Source organism: Ornithinibacillus xuwenensis, assembly GCF_039614845.1.
GTDB classification, from domain to species: Bacteria; Bacillota; Bacilli; order Bacillales; family Amphibacillaceae; genus Ornithinibacillus; species Ornithinibacillus xuwenensis.
The window spans coordinates 1-17873 of record NZ_JBDIML010000003.1; the positions used below are offsets into that span (position 1 = coordinate 1).

Below are 17873 nucleotides of genomic sequence, written 5' to 3' on the forward strand. Positions count from 1 at the left end.
ATTAGGCACGCCGCCAGCGTTCGTCCTGAGCCAAGATCAAACTCTCCAAAAAAGTTTGTCTATAATTGACACCAATCAATTATAGGTTGTTTCTTAGCAAAGAAGCGCTAGCTTCTGTATTTCTTTTTTCGAAAAAACAGGGTATGTTTTTTCTTGACATACTGGTTGTTTTGTTCAGTTTTCAAGGAGCAAAATCTTCATTGTTGTTTTTAGCGACAACTTTTATATCGTATCACGCCGCCTACGCTATGTCAACAACTTTTTTCAACTTTTTTTCGGCTCTTAAATGAGCAACGTTAAATAATTTAACATATTCTCAATATCAATGTCAAACATTTTTTAAAGTTTCACAATACATGCTATTCACCACTGTAGATGCGCAATTCGCTTTATCAACGGTGGAAAACTATCTTACAACGGAAGAAGGCTCTATGTCAACAATTCAATCCATGTTTTTTTATTGGAATTGATTACCATGGTATTAAAATAATTGAATAAAAATAAAACAGGCTTCTAAAAAGCCTGTTAGCGAGTCTTTCTTCTCCTACCACAGCCACACCCTGATTTTTTTGCTCTTTTTCTTTGAGGTTTGGTTGAGGAATTACTCACGACTTTGTTTTGCTTATTCATGTACGACATTCCTCCTTAAGCAAATTCATTCATTAATAAGTCTTTGAACAATAGCTTCACAAATTCCTGCAGCACCCGCAATTGCTAGTAACGTAATAATTACTTCGCCACCTGTTGGCCAGCTAACCAATAATACGAACAGAATCGCAGTACACCAAATACCAGAACACCAATAACAACTTAATAATTCTCCCAACCAATGCCGTATACCTTGCCCTTTTATTTCGATAAAGGTAACTGTGGTTCCATCTGTATCGACTTCTTCAACTTCATGATGGAAAGGTTTTCGAATAAAGCTAGTTATCTTATCAAAGACAATAAGCCTAGTTAATCGAAAAGAAGCAAGCATCAGTAATGTAAATTCAAACCAACCATCTATCATCGATGTCATCCTTCTCATCCAGTTAGGAATAGTTTTTTTAATCATGTGTTATAGGATAGTATATTTTTCAAACTAGAAATTGACACAGATATATACCTAAGTATGCAAAAGTACGAGCAATCAAAAAATCGGCCACTTATACTCGGTGACCGATTAAGGATTAAATTTCTGCTAAATCAAATGAAATGACTCGATCTGTTTGCGGATCATAAATGACGTTACCTCGTATTTTTATCTGTTCCTGTTGGGTAGATAATATAAAATCAAAAGTCTCCCTCACTCTTGTTGGAGACATTTGGTTTTTTCCAACAGAACTATAATCCGTTACTCGTGAGCCTGGATAAGCAGTTTGTACAAGCTCCAAGAGATATTTCCCCCACTTTTCCTCTTCAAGTTCAGGTGAAGGCATAATTTCGATATTAAGAATACCTTGGTTAAGGTTTCCACCTAATGCCTGAAAAGCTCTTCGATGTAAATTCACTCTATTCTGCGGATAACCTGGTACTTGATCAACAACCGTTACAATTACTTCTCTTGCATTTGCGGGGTTTCTAATTTTCAGTGATTGTCCACACTGATACGACGTACTTTCATCTACAGCAACTGTTAGGTATTGATTTCTTGACCAAGGGATACCACATTTTGTAACCTGTCCTCCCTCTGTCCATGTAGCTTGCCCTTTGATAACCTGTTGACGAAAATCCATTGCCATATTCGCAAAATAGCCCTGTGATAATGGGCTATACCCATATACAGGATATGGACTGTATCCAGGCTGATTACTACTTGAATAATTATAATACATCATACTTTCCCCCAATTTACAGGCAACAATTAGTTACCGGAAAATGAAATTTTCATAGGACAATTTTCATCGTTTACCACCCTATAATAGAAGAATATGATATGACATGGTTGACCTGTTACAGCGCATCTCAATTTATATAGGATATTTAACGTTTCAATTGTATAAATAAAGAATTTCAATCAAAGAATAACGGTAAAAAATGAAGGAGCTATTAGCATTGGAAATATCAGAGCTACTACTTCGTATTGCATTGTCATTTATCGCATTATTCATCTTAACTAGAATTATGGGTAGAAAAGAAATTAGTCAAATGACATTTTTTAATTTCGTATCCGCTATTTCAATCGGGACAATTGCCGCAAGCCTAGTAACAACTGCAAACTTTTCCATATTATACGGGATCATTTCTCTAGTTGGATGGACGATTTTTACATTATTGATGGGGTATATTGATATAAAGTCAAAGAAAGCTAGAAAAATAACGACTGGTGAACCGATGATTGTGATTAAAAATGGAAAGATTATAGAGGATGCAATGAAGAAGGTTCGTCTGGATATGGATTCGTTAAATTCCTTACTAAGAACAAACAACGCCTTTTCCTTAACAGAAGTTGAGTATGCTATTTTTGAAACAAGTGGAAAGTTATCGGTTAAGAAGAAAGAAAATAAGCAAGCTCTTACCAAAGAAGATATAAATTTATTAACATATTCAGATAAAATTATTCCCTTATCAACAGAAGTAATCACCGATGGAACTATAAATCAGAAAAACCTCTCTAAGTTAGGGTTTGATCGCAAATGGATAGATGATCAACTTAAGCAAGCAGGAATCCAAAGCATCTCTGATGTGTTTTATGCTGAAGTTAAATCTGATGGCACATTATTTGTTGATAAAAGACAGGATTTTACACATTAAACAAAAGGAGTTAGACGATGCAGGAGCAAACCTTCTATATAAAAGAAGCATTTTCTGAGCCATATATTCAAAGGCTAGAACAAGTATTAAATGATGTTATTGGGGTTGAAAGAGTCTTAGTCGATACTGCTGATGGAGAGGTCAAGATAGAATTCAATCAAAAGGAAATTTCAATGGAAAGAATTGCTATGACATTAATGGAGCATGATTTTACTATTCTTCATTAGAGGTATCCTATTAATATAGATAAAGAAATTTAATCCCATCTAGTGACTGAATTTTAACAAAAGACAAGACGTTCCTCAGATTGAAAGGCGTCTTGTCTTTTGTTTATTCATATTCTTTTTCAAAATCAATTGAACTGCGAACAGTATCAATCGGGCGTACCATTTTCTCTATCTGATCTCGCTTTGATTCTAGAAAAGGTGGGAGTGATAATTTCTCGCCAAGTGTTTCATATGGCTCGTCTCCCATAAAACCAGGACCATCTGTAGCAAATTCAAATAAAATTTGAGGTGCTACATTCACGTATAGTGACCCAAAAAAGAACCGATCTACAAAACCTGATGACTGAAAACCGAAGCTATGCACACGAGACATCCACTGATCAAGTTCAGAGCGATCTGCTACGCGAAACGCGGCATGATGCACAGTTCCATAGCCTTGACGTGCTCGCGGAAGAACTGAATTATATTCTACCACTACTTGTGCACCATTCCCTCCTTCACCAACCTCAAATAAATGAATGGCCCCCTCACTATTTATTTCTTTAAATAGGAATACCTTTTCAAGCAATTCCTTAAAATAATCAAAATTTGAAACCCTTACAAATAACGGTCCCAAGCCAGTAATTGCAAATTCTAATGGAATTGGTCCCTTTTGCCAAGGTGTTCCTGATTTAACACCGTGATTATTCTCATCTGAAATCAATTGATAATGCTGGTCATCAAAGTCAATAAAAGAAAGAGTCTTCTTCCCAAACATTTCTTGAATTCCCTGATGCTCAACACCTAAACGTTCAAAACGTCTTACCCAATACGTTAAAGCTTCATCATTTGGTACACGAAATGATGTCTTATAAATTTCGTCGGTTCCATGCATTCCTTTTGGAATCCCAGGAAAATCAAAAAATGTCATATCGGTTCCAGCGCTTCCCTTATCATCTGCAAAAAACAGATGGTATGTTTGGATATCGTCCTGGTTAACCGTCTTTTTCACTAATCGCATTCCTAAAACATAGGTGAAAAATTTATAGTTCTCTTCTGCACTACTTGTTATTGCCGTGACATGATGCATTCCTTTAAGATGATTCAATTTACAAGCCCCCTAGTCAATGAAGCATAAAATACTTTTAATTAAGATATATTTAATTCAAATTAAAATTATCATAAGTAAACATCCATGTCAATGGATATGCTAAGAGTCAGTTGCCTTTAGTAGCTCTCTTCAACTTGATTTTTTCCATTAAGTAATGCACAAATTCCTCATCTCTCACTAGCCACGATTCAAACGTTCTTTTTAGAAATTTTTCACCTTCGTCAAAATTAGGGAATTCTTGTTCTAGCTGTTGATGGTTTTTTTCAAGATTCCATCTTCCATTAGAATGCTGATATAACAGATAATAATCTTCTGATTTACTCTTATAAAGTGTTCCAAACATACTCCGCTTAACATTGTATCGATTTCGCCTTGCATCTTCCCGTAGTGGATCATGCTGAAATGTTTCTTCTACAAAGTATTTATAGGCTTCATCAGTCATAGAGCAACCTGCTGCTTTTGCATGCCCTCCACCACCGTATACTCCAGCAATTTCTGAAACATCGATATCATCATGAATGGTTCGAAATCCCATCCGTCTGCCACCTATATTAATAATCGCAATATAATCCAAATGTGGATATTCTTTTCCTAACTCATTTCCTAACTCCGAATGGTAGGATTCAGCAAATACTATTCCTGCAAAATTATTCCCTATTTTATTTTGAACAAGTTCTCTTCTTTTTCGTCGAATATAGCGTTCGATCTTATTATCTTCCATATCAAGTATTTTCTTCTCAAATTCGTCAAAATAAAAGTGCTCATTATCTTGTAATCGCTCTAGCATTTTTTCTTCAAACTCATCTATCGATACAAGAAAGAAAAGCGCATTTAAACGATGTGCTTGTTGATTATCATTCTTCTCCCATTCCCAAGTATCATATTGTCTTACCAAATCAACAAACTCTTCAATTGCTGGTTTAGGATTTATATACTCTTTCTGCAGTAAGTATTCATAAAACAAAGACGTTGCAGAATTTAATCTGCCTTCACTGTCCTCAACAGCCACATGTCCCCAATCATATTGATTAAAATGCATTGCTGTTTTATGGTGATCGATTAATTGAAGTTTTCCACCATTCTGGTAAAATTCCTCAAGCCTTTTTTCATTTTCTTCATGTACAGATAAATCCGTAATAAATAAAAAGGTATCTGAATCTTTCTTATCTAAGAACCAAGCTACTTCTCTATCTAAGCCTCCTACTGCGTTATACCGGACATGGACTTGTTTTCCAAAAGCAAGTTTTGCAAGAATTCCACAGCCCACGCCGTCTAAATCATTATGAGAAAGTAATTTATACATATTGTTCACCTCTGATTGTAGTATGCATAAAGCTTTTAAAAATATAGATTTTTCATTTCGAATGAAAAAAAGATTGCTGGGAATGTTAGTACTAAATATTGTGTTGGTTAGAGAGGAGTTATTCATTTGAAGTATGTAACATCTTTCCTGTTAAAATTCATCATGATAGCTATAGTATTGTGGATTGTATTAGGAATGGTTTATGAAGTATCACTCAATGACATATTACTTACTAGCTTTATTATGAGTGCAGTTGCATATATGATTGATATATATATCCTTCCAAGTGTTAGTAATTTTTGGGCAACAATTGCTGATTTTGGACTTGCATTTGCAGGAATTTGGATTACAGTACAATACCTATCAGAAGCGAATATTTCTTTAGCAGATGCGTCATTAATTTCTGCTTTGATTATAGCAGTAGGAGAATATTTTTATCATTGCTATATGAAAAAACAGATTCTAGATGACACAGTTTCCACGTCACCAAAGGACTTAAAAATATCCCAAAATAGAATGCAGACTGAATTTAGTTCGGACTTAGATGAAGACCACTAAGGAAATATCCACAAATTGAAGACTTCTTAACAGAAGTCTTTTTAAAATTGGGATAATGAGAAAGCACATTTTACCGTTTTATACCATAGATGTCTACTTCAGTTTTGGTACATATTCATATTATAAAATTGATAAACGTACAAAGGAGGGATATGTTATGGGTTACGATGGCGGTGGCGGATATGGAAACAACTTTGCCTTAATCGTAGTACTATTTATCCTACTCATTATTGTAGGAACCACTTATGTTGGTGGAGGATACTAATATCAAGTTTTCTAAAAGGTAGTGTCAGAAATTTAACTGACACTACCTTTTTCTTATTGCCAAGTAAAAGTTCCTATTCCTTTAACTTAATGCTACTCATGAATAAAAAAGAGTGGTATCAGTATATAACTGAACCACTCTTTTTCACATCTAGTCGTTAATTACTACTCAACTTCTGTTAAAATTGTTTCAATTTCTGTCATTAAATCCGCAGCTTCTTGCCAGTTACCTTCCGATAAAGCGGATTGATAGGCATCAAATAAGTCGGATACTTCAGACAGAACCTCATCCGCATTTAGAATTGGATCTGTACCTTCTACATCTTCTTCAACTGGATCTTGATTTTCTTCCGGCTGATGATTTGGATCAATTTTTTGAAGTATACGATTTAATGCTGCTTCAAAATTCTCCTCCATGACAATGTAGTCTCCGTAAGCTAATACGACTTGCTTTACCTCCGGAAGAGATGTTTCGTTTGACGATTCAATATAGATAGGTTCCACATAGAGTATTGTATCTTCAATTGGTATCGCAAGGAGATTTCCACGAATTACCTCAGATCCTCCTTGTGACCAAAGGTTCAACTGCTGGGAAATGACACTATCCTGATTTATACGATTCTCAATTTGCTGTGGTCCATAAACATTTTTTTGCTTAGGGAAACGATATACAAACATTTCACCATAGTGTTCACCATCATTACGTACACCCATCCAAGCAATCATATTTTGCCTATTACGTGGGGTAAATGGCTGCATTAGTATAAACTCTTCTTCATCATACTCAGGTAGCTTCATGGTGACAAAGTAAGGCTCCATGACAACATCTTCATTATAATATTTCTCTGTAGGGAACTGCCAAACATCTTCCCGATTATAAAAGACCTCTAGGTTAGACATATGATACGTTCCATACATGGATGCTTGAATCTGGAATAATTTTTCTGGATAACGGAAATGTGCTTGAATATCTTCCGGAATGTCTTCAGTAAATAAATCAGGGAACATATTCTGATACGTCTGTAACAATGGATCCTCCGGATTGACCACATAGAAACTAGCCTCCCCTGTATAAGCATCAATCACTACTTTTACTGAATTTCGAATATAGTTTTTTCCACCTTCACCATATGGCTCTGCATATGGATAATGTTCTTCTGTAAGGTAAGCATCCATCATCCAAGCTAGGCTACCATCCTCACGAACGAAAATATACGGATCTTCATCATATGAGAAAAATGGTGCGATACGATTTACACGATCGACAATATTTCGGGTCTGTAGTAAAAGGCTATCCTCTGTAATTTGATCAGAAACTAGCATACGGAAATTCATCGTGTCAATTGCAAATAGCAGGCGGTTAATACCTGTTAACGGTATACCGACATCTCCTTCATATCTCGAAGTCGCATTGTCGCTACCTTGAGGATAATCAAATTCTTCCTTTTTACTCTTCACAATTACCTCATCATAGATTTCCTCACCATAATAGATTTGTGGTTTTGTAATATCCATTACTCCTTGAGGAGGAAGGTTATTTAACATGTATTCTGGTTGCCCCTGCGGAGTAACTTGATTAACATGACTCATCACAATTCCATACCCGTGTGTATAGCGTAAGTTCTGATTTTCCCATGTCTTTGCTTGTTCTGGTAAATCTTCAGTAGTTAATTCTCTAGCACTTACAAATACCTGTTCATATTCTCCATCGACCATATACCGATCAATATCCACATCATTAAAGGAGTAATAGGTTCTGATTGTCTGTGTTTGGTCATACACTTCTTGCAATGGACGGACGTCATTAATTCTTACATTGTCTAATGTTTTCTTATTTCTCTCCACCATCGCTCCATCCAACGTTTCATTAGCAGGATGCTCCGCCTCATCTATTTCTTCAATATCGTAGGCAGTACGCGTATAATCCAAGTTATTTGCTAAATATGGTTCTTCCTTTGAAAATTCGTTCGGTGACACGACAAAACTTTGTACAACCACACTGGAGACCTGCCCAATAACGACAAGCAATATATAAGCAACGATTGGAATTGCCATTGATAGTATCTTCCCACGATTCATGGCTATAATCATCCAAATAGTACCAATAACTGCAACTCCAGCTAAGATATAAGCTTTTGGAATATTAATGAGATTATCCGTATAACTTAATCCATATACAGCACTTTCTTGAAACATATTTACTTGGTTCGTTAGTAAGGTTTCATATGGTGCAAGTAAATGTAGGCCAGCAAGCAATAAGCCAACAAAGCCTAGGGAGATACCCATATGGATTTGTGCTTTTTTACTTTTACGATACATGCCAAAAACCGAATAAAATCCAGCCTCTATAAAGAAATAGAATAACGCTAAACCTAATAATAAATTCAGGGCAATCTTTAATAAAGGCAGTGTAAACATATAAAATGAAATATCTAAATTAAAGTATGGATCAGTAACACCAAAAGAAGCTTGATTCAAAAACTTCAGTAAGGGTTCCCAACCAATTCCTTGAACTAGAAAACTACCAATTAAGCCAATTACAGCAGAACCACCAAAAATAATGACATTACTTTTTTTCTTATCAAGAATAAACGGCGGTAGCTTTTCCTTTCCTAAATAACTTACATATGAGCTTCTTATCCAAAAAAATGTAATTGCTGTTAATACGAAAAATACTAAAAAACCAATTGTAGCTAATAATATCTTACTACCAAGAATGGTTGTAAAGACACTTCGAAAACCTAACGTATCCATCCAGATATAATCTGTAAAAAGTCCAACTGACAATAAGCCAATAAGGATGAGTGCTACTAAAACAATCAGTATGATAGACTTTCCTTTCGATAGGCTTGGTTTCTTTTTGGTAGATTTATTTTCAAATACCGTAAAATCCAATGCTGTTCCTCCTACTAAACAAATTAATTATCACTAGTTATTACGTTCATTTCCGTAAAAAGTTTCACCTTTATTTTTATAATAGATATCCATATCTGTCCAGACACCATTCTCATATGAAAATGCAATACGTGTACACTCGAACTTAAACCCTGTACGCTTAGCAACTTTTTGGGAAGGGGTATTCCCAGTATCAATATGTAATTCTATTCGATGATAGTCAAGCTCATTAAAAAAAGCATCTGTAGCTGCTAGCACAGCTTCTGTCGCATATCCCTGTTTCCAATACTGTTTATATAGAGAATATCCCATCATTGCCCATTGGTAATCCATGCGAAGAATTGTCCATACTTCTATTTTTCCAACATTTACACCATCGTGTTTTCGAAAAATACCGAAGTTGTACATTTTATCGCTATCCGCATCGTTATTCAACCCCTGAATCCATTTCGAATACCCTTCCTTTGAATAGCTGGGTCTTTTCTGTTTTTCTTTATCAAATTGCTTGTACCAATTTGGGTAGTCCTCGAGCTGATAAGATCGAATTACAAGCCTTTCTGTTTCAATTGAAAGCGTATTACGTCCCATGTTATTTCTCCTTAGAAAAACTCATATAAGCCTTCTGCAAAATACTGATACGACTCCTCATTAATTTTATCACCATAGCCTTCAAAGAAAATTGCTTTGTCTGTTTTCTTTTCAAATACATTAAGATGGGGCCTTATCGCCAATGACACATCATAGAACGGGTCACCAAAAGCCCCTCCGCTCCAATCAATAATTTTGTTGATTTTGCCATCTTTAACCATGACGTTATCTATTGTAAAATCACCATGTATTAGTGTTTGTTTTTTACGATTAGGTTTCGTTTTTATTAGTTTCTCTAGCAAAATTCTAGACCCATCTACCTGATATCGTTCCAGGTTATAGCTAGCTTCTGCGAGCATTCTGTCTATCCAAGGCTTCTTTTCTACAAGTCCTTTAGGGCAATCTGATTCATGAACTTGACGTAAAATTTGCCCAAACTGGTAAATTAAATTAGCTCTTTCTGCCTCCGTATTACTTGTAGCTAATGCTTCACGTAAGGTTACGCCTTGTACATATTCCATCAATACCCAACATTCTCGATTTTCTTTATTAGATACTACTTTATGTAGCTTTGGGATTGGTACAGAAGTATTTTCTAGCAATTTTAATATCTTTGCTTCTTTGTTCAGCCAGCTATAGAATTACTCCCCTCTCGAGCACTTTAAGACAAATTGCCCATTTAAACAGTTCAGAATTGCTACGCTAGAGGTACAGCCTTGACTAGGAAAAGTTACCTGTTTAATTGTACCAGTGACTTGTACGAACTCAAATGGAATATCTTCAATTTGAATTGGAATCAAAAACTCCCCCCGCAAAAGAATATTCTTCTCATTATTTTACCATAGCTTTACTGTAAGGACTTTAATAATGAAGCAAAGAATGATACCCTATTGCTATTCACGAACAGGAGAAAGGAAATTGTAAGTATGGATGAACAATTAAAGCCTCTGCCCAAAGAATTCTATGAAACTCCAACACTTGATTTAGCCAAGGAATTACTTGGCTGTATTCTTGTAAAAGAAACGAGTGAAGGTGTCTCCTCCGGTATTATCGTCGAAACGGAGGCCTACCTCGGCACAGTAGACCAAGCAGCACATAGCTACCAAAATCGCCGAACGAAACGAACAGAAGTAATGTTTCATGATGCAGGTTTAGTTTACACATACCAAATGCATACGCATTGTCTCGTGAATGTCGTATCTGGTCCTGTAGATGTTCCTGAAGCAATCTTAATCCGAGCAGTTGAACCATTTACAGGAATTGACCTAATGCTAAAGAGAAGGCCAGTAACAAATTTCAAAAACCTTACTAGTGGGCCTGGAAAGCTTACCAAAGCAATGCATATCACCATGGATGATTACGGAAAACCCTTTTATAACTCTTCCCTATATATCACCCAAGGTAAGAAGCCCAGACAGATTGACCATGGAACTCGGATTGGTATTGATAATTCCGGAGAAGCAAAAAACTACCCATATCGATTTTGGATTCCCCAAAATCCATTTGTATCAAGATAATTTTTCCGTTAAAACACTGCATTAAACGGTGAACTTGTCTTTTTCTATTGACTATCCTATGATGAAATTAACGAAGGATATTGTGGGAGGATTTGAAACATGCTAACACATTTTAATGAAGATGGACGTGCAAAAATGGTTGACATTTCGGATAAAGAGCAAAGTTCTCGAGTTGCAATAGCGCACGCTAGTATTCAAATGAGTTCCGAGGTTTATAATGCAATTCAAGACCAAACAATAAAAAAAGGTGATGTACTTTCTGTTGCACAGGTGGCTGGTATCATGGCAGCTAAACAGACTTCTTCATTGATTCCGATGTGTCATCCAATTCCGATAAGTGGTGTAAATATCACATTTTCATGGGAAGAAATACAACAAAATTGCTACGAGCTAAGCATTCAAACAGAAGTTAAGACCATTGGAAGTACCGGAGTTGAAATGGAAGCATTAACTGCTGCTTCTATAACCGCATTAACGATTTATGATATGTGTAAGGCTGTAGATAAAAACATGATAATTGGATCAACCTATTTACTTGAAAAAAGTGGCGGTAAAAGTGGCGATTATAAACGAATCGAAAATAGTGAGTAATTACTCTCTATTTTCGATTAATACTAAATAAAAGTATGAATGCAAATGTTACACTTATTAATACATAATACCAAGCAATTTGCGTCTGACCAGATTCAATTCCTAAATAAATTGCTGTTGGAATCGTTTGCGTTTGACCTGGTATGTTTCCAGCAAACATTAGGGTTGCGCCAAACTCTCCGAATGCCCTCGTAAAACTTAAAATTACGCCTGCAATAATTGCTCTTGAGGACACTGGAATAATAATTTTCCACAGTATACGCCAGTTACCTGCACCGTCAACTTTAGCTGCTCCAATAATATTCAAATCTACGGATTGAAATCCCGTTTTGATAGACTGATACATAAGTGGAAATGCGACAACTGTAGCCGCAATAACCGCTGCTGAAACAGTAAAAATTACACTTCGACCTGTAATTGCTTGAATTGCTTGTCCAACCGGACTATTATTACCAAAAATAATGATTAATAAGAACCCAATGACAGATGGTGGCAGAACCAATGGAAGGAAAAAGATTGTCTCTATTATTGATTTCCCTCTAAATGATTTACGAACCATCCAATAGGATACAAACACGCATAATATACATGTAATACATGTTGCAACTAACGAAACAAAAACCGATAGCTGAACAGGAAGCCATGAAAATTCCATTATTCATTCACCAGCTTCTCTTGTTGAACTACTTCAAACCCATAATCTTTAAAAATTGCTAAACTCGTCTCTGTCTGTAAATAATCGTAAAATTGTTTGATTGCAAAAACTTTCTTTTGTTCTTCGATTGAATCCTTTTCTACCAGCGCCATGAAATAACGTATAGGACGATGATACATTGGATTTAGTTCTTCTAGTATCGAAATCTCATTTGATTTTTTCACATCACTAGCATAAACAATACCCGCGCCAACTGTCCCTTCACTGACAAGGGTAAGAACATGCCTTGCATCCTTGGCAAATACTTTGCGTTCTTCAAATTCATCCCATATATTCATATTTTCAAACGCTTCTTTCGCATAAGTTCCTGCTGGAACAGCTCCTGGTGTACCTATTGCAAGCTTTTCCGTTGACTTTAGGAAATCTTCTAATGATTTATTTTCACTATCTTTCGGTGATATAACAACTAGTATATTTTTTAGAATTACTTCTCCTGCTGTTACTAATTCTTCATCTAATAATCTAGTATATTCTTTTTCAGAAGCAGAAATAAAAATATCAATTGGAGCTCCTTGCTCAATTTGCCTTCTCAGACTACCCGATCCACCAAAATTAAAATAAACGGTCACCTCTGGATGCTCTAGTTCAAATTGTTGTTTGATCTCATATAGACTATCCATCATACTAGATGCTGCTGAGATCGTTATATTAATTTGATCTTTATCTGAACTACAGCCCATTAACAAAAAAAATAAACTAATATAGATAGGAGCCCTTCGCAATCTCGCTCACCTTTTCCCATTTAAATCCTTTGAAACTTCTCGAACCACATGACTTAACTCTGGTAAGATTAATTTCTCCATGGCTAATTTTACTGCTTTCGTTGAACCAGGAGTAGCAAAAATAACCCGATGGTTTACAACACCAGCAACCGCCCTTGACAGCATACTAGCCGAGCCTATATCTAATTGATAGCTTAGTATCCGAAACAGTTCACCAAAGCCAGGTATTTCTTTCGTAAACAATGGTTGAATTGCTTCGACTGTTACATCTCGAAAAGAAATTCCCGTTCCACCATTTAGTATCAGTACTTCTGCATACGTATCAGAAATTATCACTTCAATTGCTTCCTGAATAGCGGCTTTTTCATCTGGGACAATTTGATAGTGACATACTTCGTTACCCGCTTCTTGAAGTAAATCCACTATTAACTTCCCACTTTTATCTGTATCTTTTGTTCGTGTATCACTCACCGTCATAACAGCGCATATTACTGATTCCTTCGCATTTCTTCGATGTTCTTCAAGCATTTTCCTCCTCCTCTTTCATGATATATCTTTCTAAATCATCTTTTGTATTAATATTAATGAAGGGTTTCTCCTTATCTATCGCAAAATAAGTCACCCGACATTTATCGAATAACTGCCTCATGGATAATTCTTTTATACGAAGTTGTTCTTTCACTTTTTCTTTTATCGAATAATTAAGAACAGCAATCAGTGGTTGCAACTTCCCATTTACAATCGGAACAATTGCATCAGTATCACTATCCTGATGTTGTTGTAATAACATTTCAAATATGGATGCTTCGATAAACGGAACATCAATAGGAGAAACAAGATACCAATCAGCTTTAGCTCTATCCATGGCTGAATAAATACCAGCCAGTGGACCAAGTCCATTTATATCTTCTATATCTGTTATCACATGCATCAAGGAATTTACCGAAAATCTACTTAATAGATTGGTATTTGTTACAAGAATAATATCCTTTGTAAAAGCACCCATTGCCTGAACGGAATACTCATAGAAAGCAACTCCGTCTTTTTCTTCAAACGCTTTTGGTGAACCAAATCTTCTTGACTGTCCACCTCCTAGTATTATGCCAATAATTGACTTATTCATCGTCATTCTCCTTCAGAATGTGCATACTAATACAATTACAAATCTGCTCAATATCCTTATTATCGAATACAGGCAGTTGCAAACCTACTAGCTCTTTCTCAGTTTTCGAAATAAGAGCAATAATATTGGATAGTGACGTAAGAAGCTGAATTTCTTTTCGATCTTTTATAAGGATTAACTTTGGGTATTCAAGCCGCTTAAAACCCTCTAGTACTAATAACTCAATCCCCAGCAATTCATAGATTGAGATAATCGTTTCGACTTCCCATTCTTCCTGTGAAAGCTGTAGAATATTTTCTCCTATAACTCCTGCAATTTTAGAACCTGCCCTTCGATGCTGTTCGCTATCGGTGTCATGTAATCCGATTGGAATTCCACCATGCCCATGGTTTTTAATAGTTCCTACTTTCCAGCCTTTTTTCGAATAATATGTAATAATTTCTTTCGTTAGGGTTGTCTTACCACTATTTTTGTACCCAACTACTTGCAGAACCTTCATACTTATCCACCGCTAACAGGTGGAATAAATGCTACAACATCCCCTTGTGACACGATATCAGAAGGTAGGGCATATTCTTCATTTATTGCAACCATTACATGATCAAGTTGATTGAGGTTATAATTTTGTTTAATTAATTCTTTTAAGTCTTGTACGGATAGTTCATTTATTTCTAGCTCAAATCGTTCTTTGCCCATCTCCTCCTGAAGCTGAGCAAATAGCAGGACCGTAATCATCTTTTCCCCTCCTCAAACACTGCTGTTGGTTCACCATTTGGATAGTTTACATTCTCTAGTTGGTCACCAATCCAAGTTTCGCCATCCTCCCAATGCTCCTTTTTCCATATTGGAACAATTTGCTTAATCCGTTCGATTGCATATTCATTAGCTTCATATGCTGCTTTTCGATGTGGTGAAGAAACAGCTATTACAACAGCTACATCGGATATAGTTAACCTTCCTATTCGATGTGTAATAGCAACTTCTGTCTCATTCCATTTCTCCATAATCTCCTTGCCTATTCTCTCCAGCATCTTTATAGCCATTGGCTTGTAAGCTTGATATTCTAAATATAAGGTTCTTCTTCCCTTTGTCCATTCCCGAACTGTTCCAACAAAGGTTGTCACAGCACCAGCTTCGCTCCGAGTAACTTTATCAATAATAGACTGAATCTGTATTGGCTCCTCAATGATTTCAAATCGCTCAATATTCATGGCGCAATTCCTTTCTAGCATTAATATTGTTTTTTATAAAGCTATCGATTGTGGCCCCTTCTTGATCCTCTAGTAAAATAACAGTTACCTCCATCCCTCGTTCATATCCTCTTGTGCCACCAGGTAACTGTATTAATATATCAGCCAAGCCTAATGAGGAAACAACATTCGATTTATCAAGTCCCACTGGAATGGCAACTAACCTTCCATTATCATAAGATAAATGTCCTCGAACAAATCGATCAAATGGGTTTGCTTTTGAAAAGTCAGAGCCAAGTATAGCAACTTCTTTTTTCAAGCATGGGTGGTAGGCATGTAGAAACGTTCGGATGATGGGTCTTGTAAATAATTCAAACCCTACATAACAGGCTGATGGATTTCCTGAGAGACCGAATAGCAGCTGACCATTTAACGCTGCCACTGTTGTAACACTTCCTGGTCGCATTGCGATTTTATTAAAAAGTACTTTAGCACCTAGCTTTTGGTAAATTTCGGGGAGATAGTCATAATCACCGACCGAAACACCTCCAGTAGTAATGAGAAAATCAACCTTGCTAAGAGAATCCAATACTTGCTTATAACAAGTATCAAAATCATCACTAAATTGCCCCAAATAGATTGCCTCAGCACCAGCTCGCTGAAGTTGTGCATATACCATATAAGCATTGCTGTTTCGGATTTTACCTGGTTCTAATGCTTCATCCACTTCTAAAAGTTCACTACCTGTTGCAATAATACCCACTTTGGGTTTGGAGCTTGTCGGAACTTGTTTATATCCAAAAGTAGCTAGTAATGCGACAATTCCAGGATTAATATAGGTTCCCTTTGGTGCCAAAATTGTTCCTTGTTTTGTATCCTCGCCTTGAAATGAAATATTTTCTCCAGGAATCACACTGCGTGTTAAATGAAACATCGGCTTTCCATCAACTAATTCTTCATTTGCTAACTCTAGCATTACAACCGCATCACAATACTCCGGTATCTGTGCACCAGTCATAATACGAACAGCTTGTCGTGTACCAACATTATCCGTAAAAACACTTCCTGCTCCGATTTCCCCAATAACCTCAAACGTTATCGGATTTTCCCTTGAAGCTCCATTTGTATCGATAGCACGAATTGCAAAACCGTCATAAGGTGAGCGGTCAAAGAATGGCACATCATGATCCGCTACTAAATCCTGACCAAGAAAACGCCCATAGGAATCCTCAATTGGAGTATGCTGGATGCCTCCATATTTCTTATATTCCATTAACCGCTGTAGCGCTTCTGTTACCTTTATGGGCTTTCTTCTTTCTACCATTTTATATGCCCCCTATCCGATTAGTTGATAATACAGATTTCTAGCTGTTTCAATAGAATCAGTCCCATGAATCAAAACTCGTCCATCACGAAATATAACAACACGATAAGACTGATATTCAAGTGATAGCAAAAATTCATTTTGTTTCAGCACTCCTAATTTCTCCAACCGCTTGGCTGCCTCCTCAAGCATTATGGTACGAGTTCCCCTGATCTGAACTGTATTTCTACCACAAAGCATCTCCATTTTTGTTTGGTTTTCATATTGCAGGGCTGGATAACTTGGATTCAGTCCACAGGTTGGACACGCCTCTTTCTTGGCACGTTCTATATCGATAAAATGAAACATGTTAGTCCATACATCAAATGTAACAAGCTCTTTTCTTAAAGCACCATAATCTTCAACAAGAATTTTTAATGCCTCCGTCTGCTGAAACGCAACAACCATTTGGACAGTTGGGGCAACAATTCCAAAAGAGTCACAAGTCGCTCCTGATATAGGCGCGGCCTTTAGTAAGCACTGTAAGCAAGGCGTATTTCCTGGCAGGACTGTATAACTCATTCCAGTACCACCAACACAAGAGCCAAAAATCCATGGTACCTTAAATTGATGAACGAAATCATTTATTATGTAGCGAATATCGAAATTATCGGTAGCATCAATAACAAGATCAACGTCGCGAAATAACGGAAATAGATTGACACTATTAGCGTCCATTACGTGAGCTTCGATTTGTACCGAAGAATTAATACAAGTTAGTCTTCTCTTAGCTGCAATAGCTTTTGGTAATTGTTCCTGACAGTCTTGCTCCGTGAAAAGCAGTTGTCTTTGTAAATTACTCAGTTCTACATAATCACGATCTACAACCGTTAACTTTCCAATTCCTGCACGAACTAAGCTCTCTGCATTTGCTGTTCCTAATGCGCCACAACCTATCAGAAGCACATGCTTCCTACCAAGCTTATCCTGACCATTTACACCGATTGGTTTATATAAGGTTTGACGAGAATATCTATCATCCATGGTCTTA

The 17873-nt window shown here is 36.4% G+C and carries 22 protein-coding genes; 6 read left to right on the top strand and 16 right to left on the bottom strand.

Annotated elements, in window-relative coordinates; translation table 11 throughout:
• Positions 1 to 655 precede the first annotated feature (655 nt).
• Both ABC228_RS09260 and ABC228_RS09265 read right to left on the bottom strand, forming a co-directional pair.
• Complete coding sequence (locus ABC228_RS09260; RefSeq protein ID WP_345825505.1) at positions 656 to 1012, bottom strand: DUF1360 domain-containing protein; 357 nt, start codon at positions 1010 to 1012, stop codon at positions 656 to 658.
• Between the two features lie 160 nt (positions 1013 to 1172).
• Positions 1173 to 1820: a DUF3889 domain-containing protein gene (locus ABC228_RS09265; protein ID WP_345824856.1), complete on the bottom strand. Its 648-nt coding sequence runs from the start codon at positions 1818 to 1820 to the stop codon at positions 1173 to 1175.
• Positions 1821 to 2037: 217 nt separating this feature from the next.
• Here ABC228_RS09265 and ABC228_RS09270 point away from each other — a divergent pair, with 217 nt between their 5' ends.
• Complete coding sequence (locus tag ABC228_RS09270) at positions 2038 to 2736, top strand: YetF domain-containing protein (protein WP_345824857.1); 699 nt, start codon at positions 2038 to 2040, stop codon at positions 2734 to 2736.
• A gap of 17 nt (positions 2737 to 2753) precedes the next feature.
• Positions 2754 to 2963, top strand: a complete 210-nt coding sequence (locus ABC228_RS09275) for a hypothetical protein (RefSeq protein WP_345824858.1) — start codon at positions 2754 to 2756, stop codon at positions 2961 to 2963.
• 103 nt (positions 2964 to 3066) lie between these two features.
• On the opposite strand, the gene ABC228_RS09280 is transcribed toward ABC228_RS09275, so the two are convergent.
• Together ABC228_RS09280 and ABC228_RS09285 are read right to left on the bottom strand one after the other, a co-directional pair.
• Entirely contained in the window at positions 3067 to 4050 is a 984-nt protein-coding gene (locus ABC228_RS09280; protein ID WP_345824859.1) for a ring-cleaving dioxygenase, read from the bottom strand.
• A gap of 109 nt (positions 4051 to 4159) precedes the next feature.
• Complete coding sequence (locus ABC228_RS09285; protein ID WP_345824860.1) at positions 4160 to 5356, bottom strand: DHH family phosphoesterase; 1197 nt, start codon at positions 5354 to 5356, stop codon at positions 4160 to 4162.
• 126 nt (positions 5357 to 5482) lie between these two features.
• Between ABC228_RS09285 and ABC228_RS09290 the strand changes: the two genes are divergently transcribed.
• Positions 5483 to 5914: a YndM family protein gene (locus tag ABC228_RS09290; RefSeq protein ID WP_345824861.1), complete on the top strand. Its 432-nt coding sequence runs from the start codon at positions 5483 to 5485 to the stop codon at positions 5912 to 5914.
• A 157-nt stretch (positions 5915 to 6071) separates the two neighbouring features.
• Positions 6072 to 6179 (top strand): YjcZ family sporulation protein, encoded by a 108-nt coding sequence (locus ABC228_RS09295; RefSeq protein ID WP_345824862.1) that lies wholly within the window; start codon positions 6072 to 6074, stop codon positions 6177 to 6179.
• 164 nt (positions 6180 to 6343) lie between these two features.
• On the opposite strand, the gene ABC228_RS09300 is transcribed toward ABC228_RS09295, so the two are convergent.
• The 3 genes from ABC228_RS09300 to ABC228_RS09310 are packed head-to-tail and all read right to left on the bottom strand — an operon-like array spanning position 6344 to position 10290.
• A complete protein-coding gene (locus ABC228_RS09300) occupies positions 6344 to 9073 on the bottom strand; it encodes a UPF0182 family membrane protein (RefSeq protein WP_345824863.1) in 2730 nt (909 codons plus the stop codon).
• 33 nt (positions 9074 to 9106) lie between these two features.
• Entirely contained in the window at positions 9107 to 9661 is a 555-nt protein-coding gene (locus tag ABC228_RS09305) for a GNAT family N-acetyltransferase (RefSeq protein ID WP_345824864.1), read from the bottom strand.
• Positions 9662 to 9672: 11 nt separating this feature from the next.
• Positions 9673 to 10290 carry a phosphotransferase family protein gene (locus tag ABC228_RS09310; protein WP_345825506.1) on the bottom strand — a complete coding sequence of 206 codons (618 nt, stop codon included), beginning with the start codon at positions 10288 to 10290 and terminating at the stop codon, positions 9673 to 9675.
• 297 nt (positions 10291 to 10587) lie between these two features.
• Here ABC228_RS09310 and ABC228_RS09315 point away from each other — a divergent pair, with 297 nt between their 5' ends.
• Together ABC228_RS09315 and moaC are read left to right on the top strand one after the other, a co-directional pair.
• On the top strand, positions 10588 to 11178 hold the full coding sequence (locus ABC228_RS09315) for a DNA-3-methyladenine glycosylase (RefSeq protein WP_345824865.1): 591 nt from the start codon (positions 10588 to 10590) through the stop codon (positions 11176 to 11178).
• A gap of 99 nt (positions 11179 to 11277) precedes the next feature.
• Positions 11278 to 11769, top strand: a complete 492-nt coding sequence (gene moaC, locus ABC228_RS09320) for a cyclic pyranopterin monophosphate synthase MoaC (protein ID WP_345824866.1) — start codon at positions 11278 to 11280, stop codon at positions 11767 to 11769.
• Positions 11770 to 11776: 7 nt separating this feature from the next.
• On the opposite strand, the gene modB is transcribed toward moaC, so the two are convergent.
• The 9 genes from modB to ABC228_RS09365 are packed head-to-tail and all read right to left on the bottom strand — an operon-like array spanning position 11777 to position 17866.
• A complete protein-coding gene (modB, locus tag ABC228_RS09325; protein ID WP_345824867.1) occupies positions 11777 to 12424 on the bottom strand; it encodes a molybdate ABC transporter permease subunit in 648 nt (215 codons plus the stop codon).
• Positions 12424 to 13206: a molybdate ABC transporter substrate-binding protein gene (gene modA / locus ABC228_RS09330; RefSeq protein WP_345824868.1), complete on the bottom strand. Its 783-nt coding sequence runs from the start codon at positions 13204 to 13206 to the stop codon at positions 12424 to 12426. The genes modB and modA overlap by 1 nt, the downstream gene beginning before the upstream one ends.
• 6 nt (positions 13207 to 13212) lie before the next feature.
• Complete coding sequence (locus tag ABC228_RS09335; protein ID WP_345824869.1) at positions 13213 to 13734, bottom strand: MogA/MoaB family molybdenum cofactor biosynthesis protein; 522 nt, start codon at positions 13732 to 13734, stop codon at positions 13213 to 13215.
• Positions 13727 to 14329, bottom strand: a complete 603-nt coding sequence (locus ABC228_RS09340; protein WP_345824870.1) for a molybdenum cofactor guanylyltransferase — start codon at positions 14327 to 14329, stop codon at positions 13727 to 13729. Before ABC228_RS09340 ends, ABC228_RS09335 begins: the two co-directional genes overlap by 8 nt.
• Positions 14322 to 14828 carry a molybdopterin-guanine dinucleotide biosynthesis protein B gene (mobB, locus tag ABC228_RS09345; RefSeq protein ID WP_345824871.1) on the bottom strand — a complete coding sequence of 169 codons (507 nt, stop codon included), beginning with the start codon at positions 14826 to 14828 and terminating at the stop codon, positions 14322 to 14324. The genes ABC228_RS09340 and mobB overlap by 8 nt, the downstream gene beginning before the upstream one ends.
• A 2-nt stretch (positions 14829 to 14830) precedes the next feature.
• Entirely contained in the window at positions 14831 to 15064 is a 234-nt protein-coding gene (moaD, locus tag ABC228_RS09350; protein WP_345824872.1) for a molybdopterin converting factor subunit 1, read from the bottom strand.
• Positions 15061 to 15540, bottom strand: a complete 480-nt coding sequence (locus ABC228_RS09355) for a molybdenum cofactor biosynthesis protein MoaE (protein ID WP_345824873.1) — start codon at positions 15538 to 15540, stop codon at positions 15061 to 15063. The genes moaD and ABC228_RS09355 overlap by 4 nt, the downstream gene beginning before the upstream one ends.
• A complete protein-coding gene (locus tag ABC228_RS09360) occupies positions 15530 to 16843 on the bottom strand; it encodes a molybdopterin molybdotransferase MoeA (protein WP_345824874.1) in 1314 nt (437 codons plus the stop codon). The genes ABC228_RS09355 and ABC228_RS09360 overlap by 11 nt, the downstream gene beginning before the upstream one ends.
• A gap of 12 nt (positions 16844 to 16855) precedes the next feature.
• Positions 16856 to 17866 (bottom strand): MoeB/ThiF family adenylyltransferase, encoded by a 1011-nt coding sequence (locus ABC228_RS09365; RefSeq protein WP_345824875.1) that lies wholly within the window; start codon positions 17864 to 17866, stop codon positions 16856 to 16858.
• Positions 17867 to 17873 lie beyond the last annotated feature (7 nt).

Excerpts from the sequence above, each read along its gene's own strand:
- mobB (WP_345824871.1), bottom strand. The coding sequence starts at position 14,828 with ATGAAGGTTCTGCAAGTAGTTGGGTACAAAAATAGTGGTAAGACAACC.
- modB (WP_345824867.1), bottom strand. The coding sequence starts at position 12,424 with ATGGAATTTTCATGGCTTCCTGTTCAGCTATCGGTTTTTGTTTCGTTA.
- ABC228_RS09265 (WP_345824856.1), bottom strand. The coding sequence starts at position 1,820 with ATGATGTATTATAATTATTCAAGTAGTAATCAGCCTGGATACAGTCCA.
- ABC228_RS09335 (WP_345824869.1), bottom strand. The coding sequence starts at position 13,734 with ATGCTTGAAGAACATCGAAGAAATGCGAAGGAATCAGTAATATGCGCT.
- ABC228_RS09275 (WP_345824858.1), top strand. The coding sequence starts at position 2,754 with ATGCAGGAGCAAACCTTCTATATAAAAGAAGCATTTTCTGAGCCATAT.
- ABC228_RS09305 (WP_345824864.1), bottom strand. The coding sequence starts at position 9,661 with ATGGGACGTAATACGCTTTCAATTGAAACAGAAAGGCTTGTAATTCGA.
- moaD (WP_345824872.1), bottom strand. The coding sequence starts at position 15,064 with ATGATTACGGTCCTGCTATTTGCTCAGCTTCAGGAGGAGATGGGCAAA.
- ABC228_RS09285 (WP_345824860.1), bottom strand. The coding sequence starts at position 5,356 with ATGTATAAATTACTTTCTCATAATGATTTAGACGGCGTGGGCTGTGGA.
- ABC228_RS09260 (WP_345825505.1), bottom strand. The coding sequence starts at position 1,012 with ATGATAGATGGTTGGTTTGAATTTACATTACTGATGCTTGCTTCTTTT.
- ABC228_RS09295 (WP_345824862.1), top strand. The coding sequence starts at position 6,072 with ATGGGTTACGATGGCGGTGGCGGATATGGAAACAACTTTGCCTTAATC.
- ABC228_RS09365 (WP_345824875.1), bottom strand. The coding sequence starts at position 17,866 with ATGGATGATAGATATTCTCGTCAAACCTTATATAAACCAATCGGTGTA.
- ABC228_RS09355 (WP_345824873.1), bottom strand. The coding sequence starts at position 15,540 with ATGAATATTGAGCGATTTGAAATCATTGAGGAGCCAATACAGATTCAG.
- moaC (WP_345824866.1), top strand. The coding sequence starts at position 11,278 with ATGCTAACACATTTTAATGAAGATGGACGTGCAAAAATGGTTGACATT.
- ABC228_RS09340 (WP_345824870.1), bottom strand. The coding sequence starts at position 14,329 with ATGAATAAGTCAATTATTGGCATAATACTAGGAGGTGGACAGTCAAGA.
- ABC228_RS09360 (WP_345824874.1), bottom strand. The coding sequence starts at position 16,843 with ATGGTAGAAAGAAGAAAGCCCATAAAGGTAACAGAAGCGCTACAGCGG.
- ABC228_RS09315 (WP_345824865.1), top strand. The coding sequence starts at position 10,588 with ATGGATGAACAATTAAAGCCTCTGCCCAAAGAATTCTATGAAACTCCA.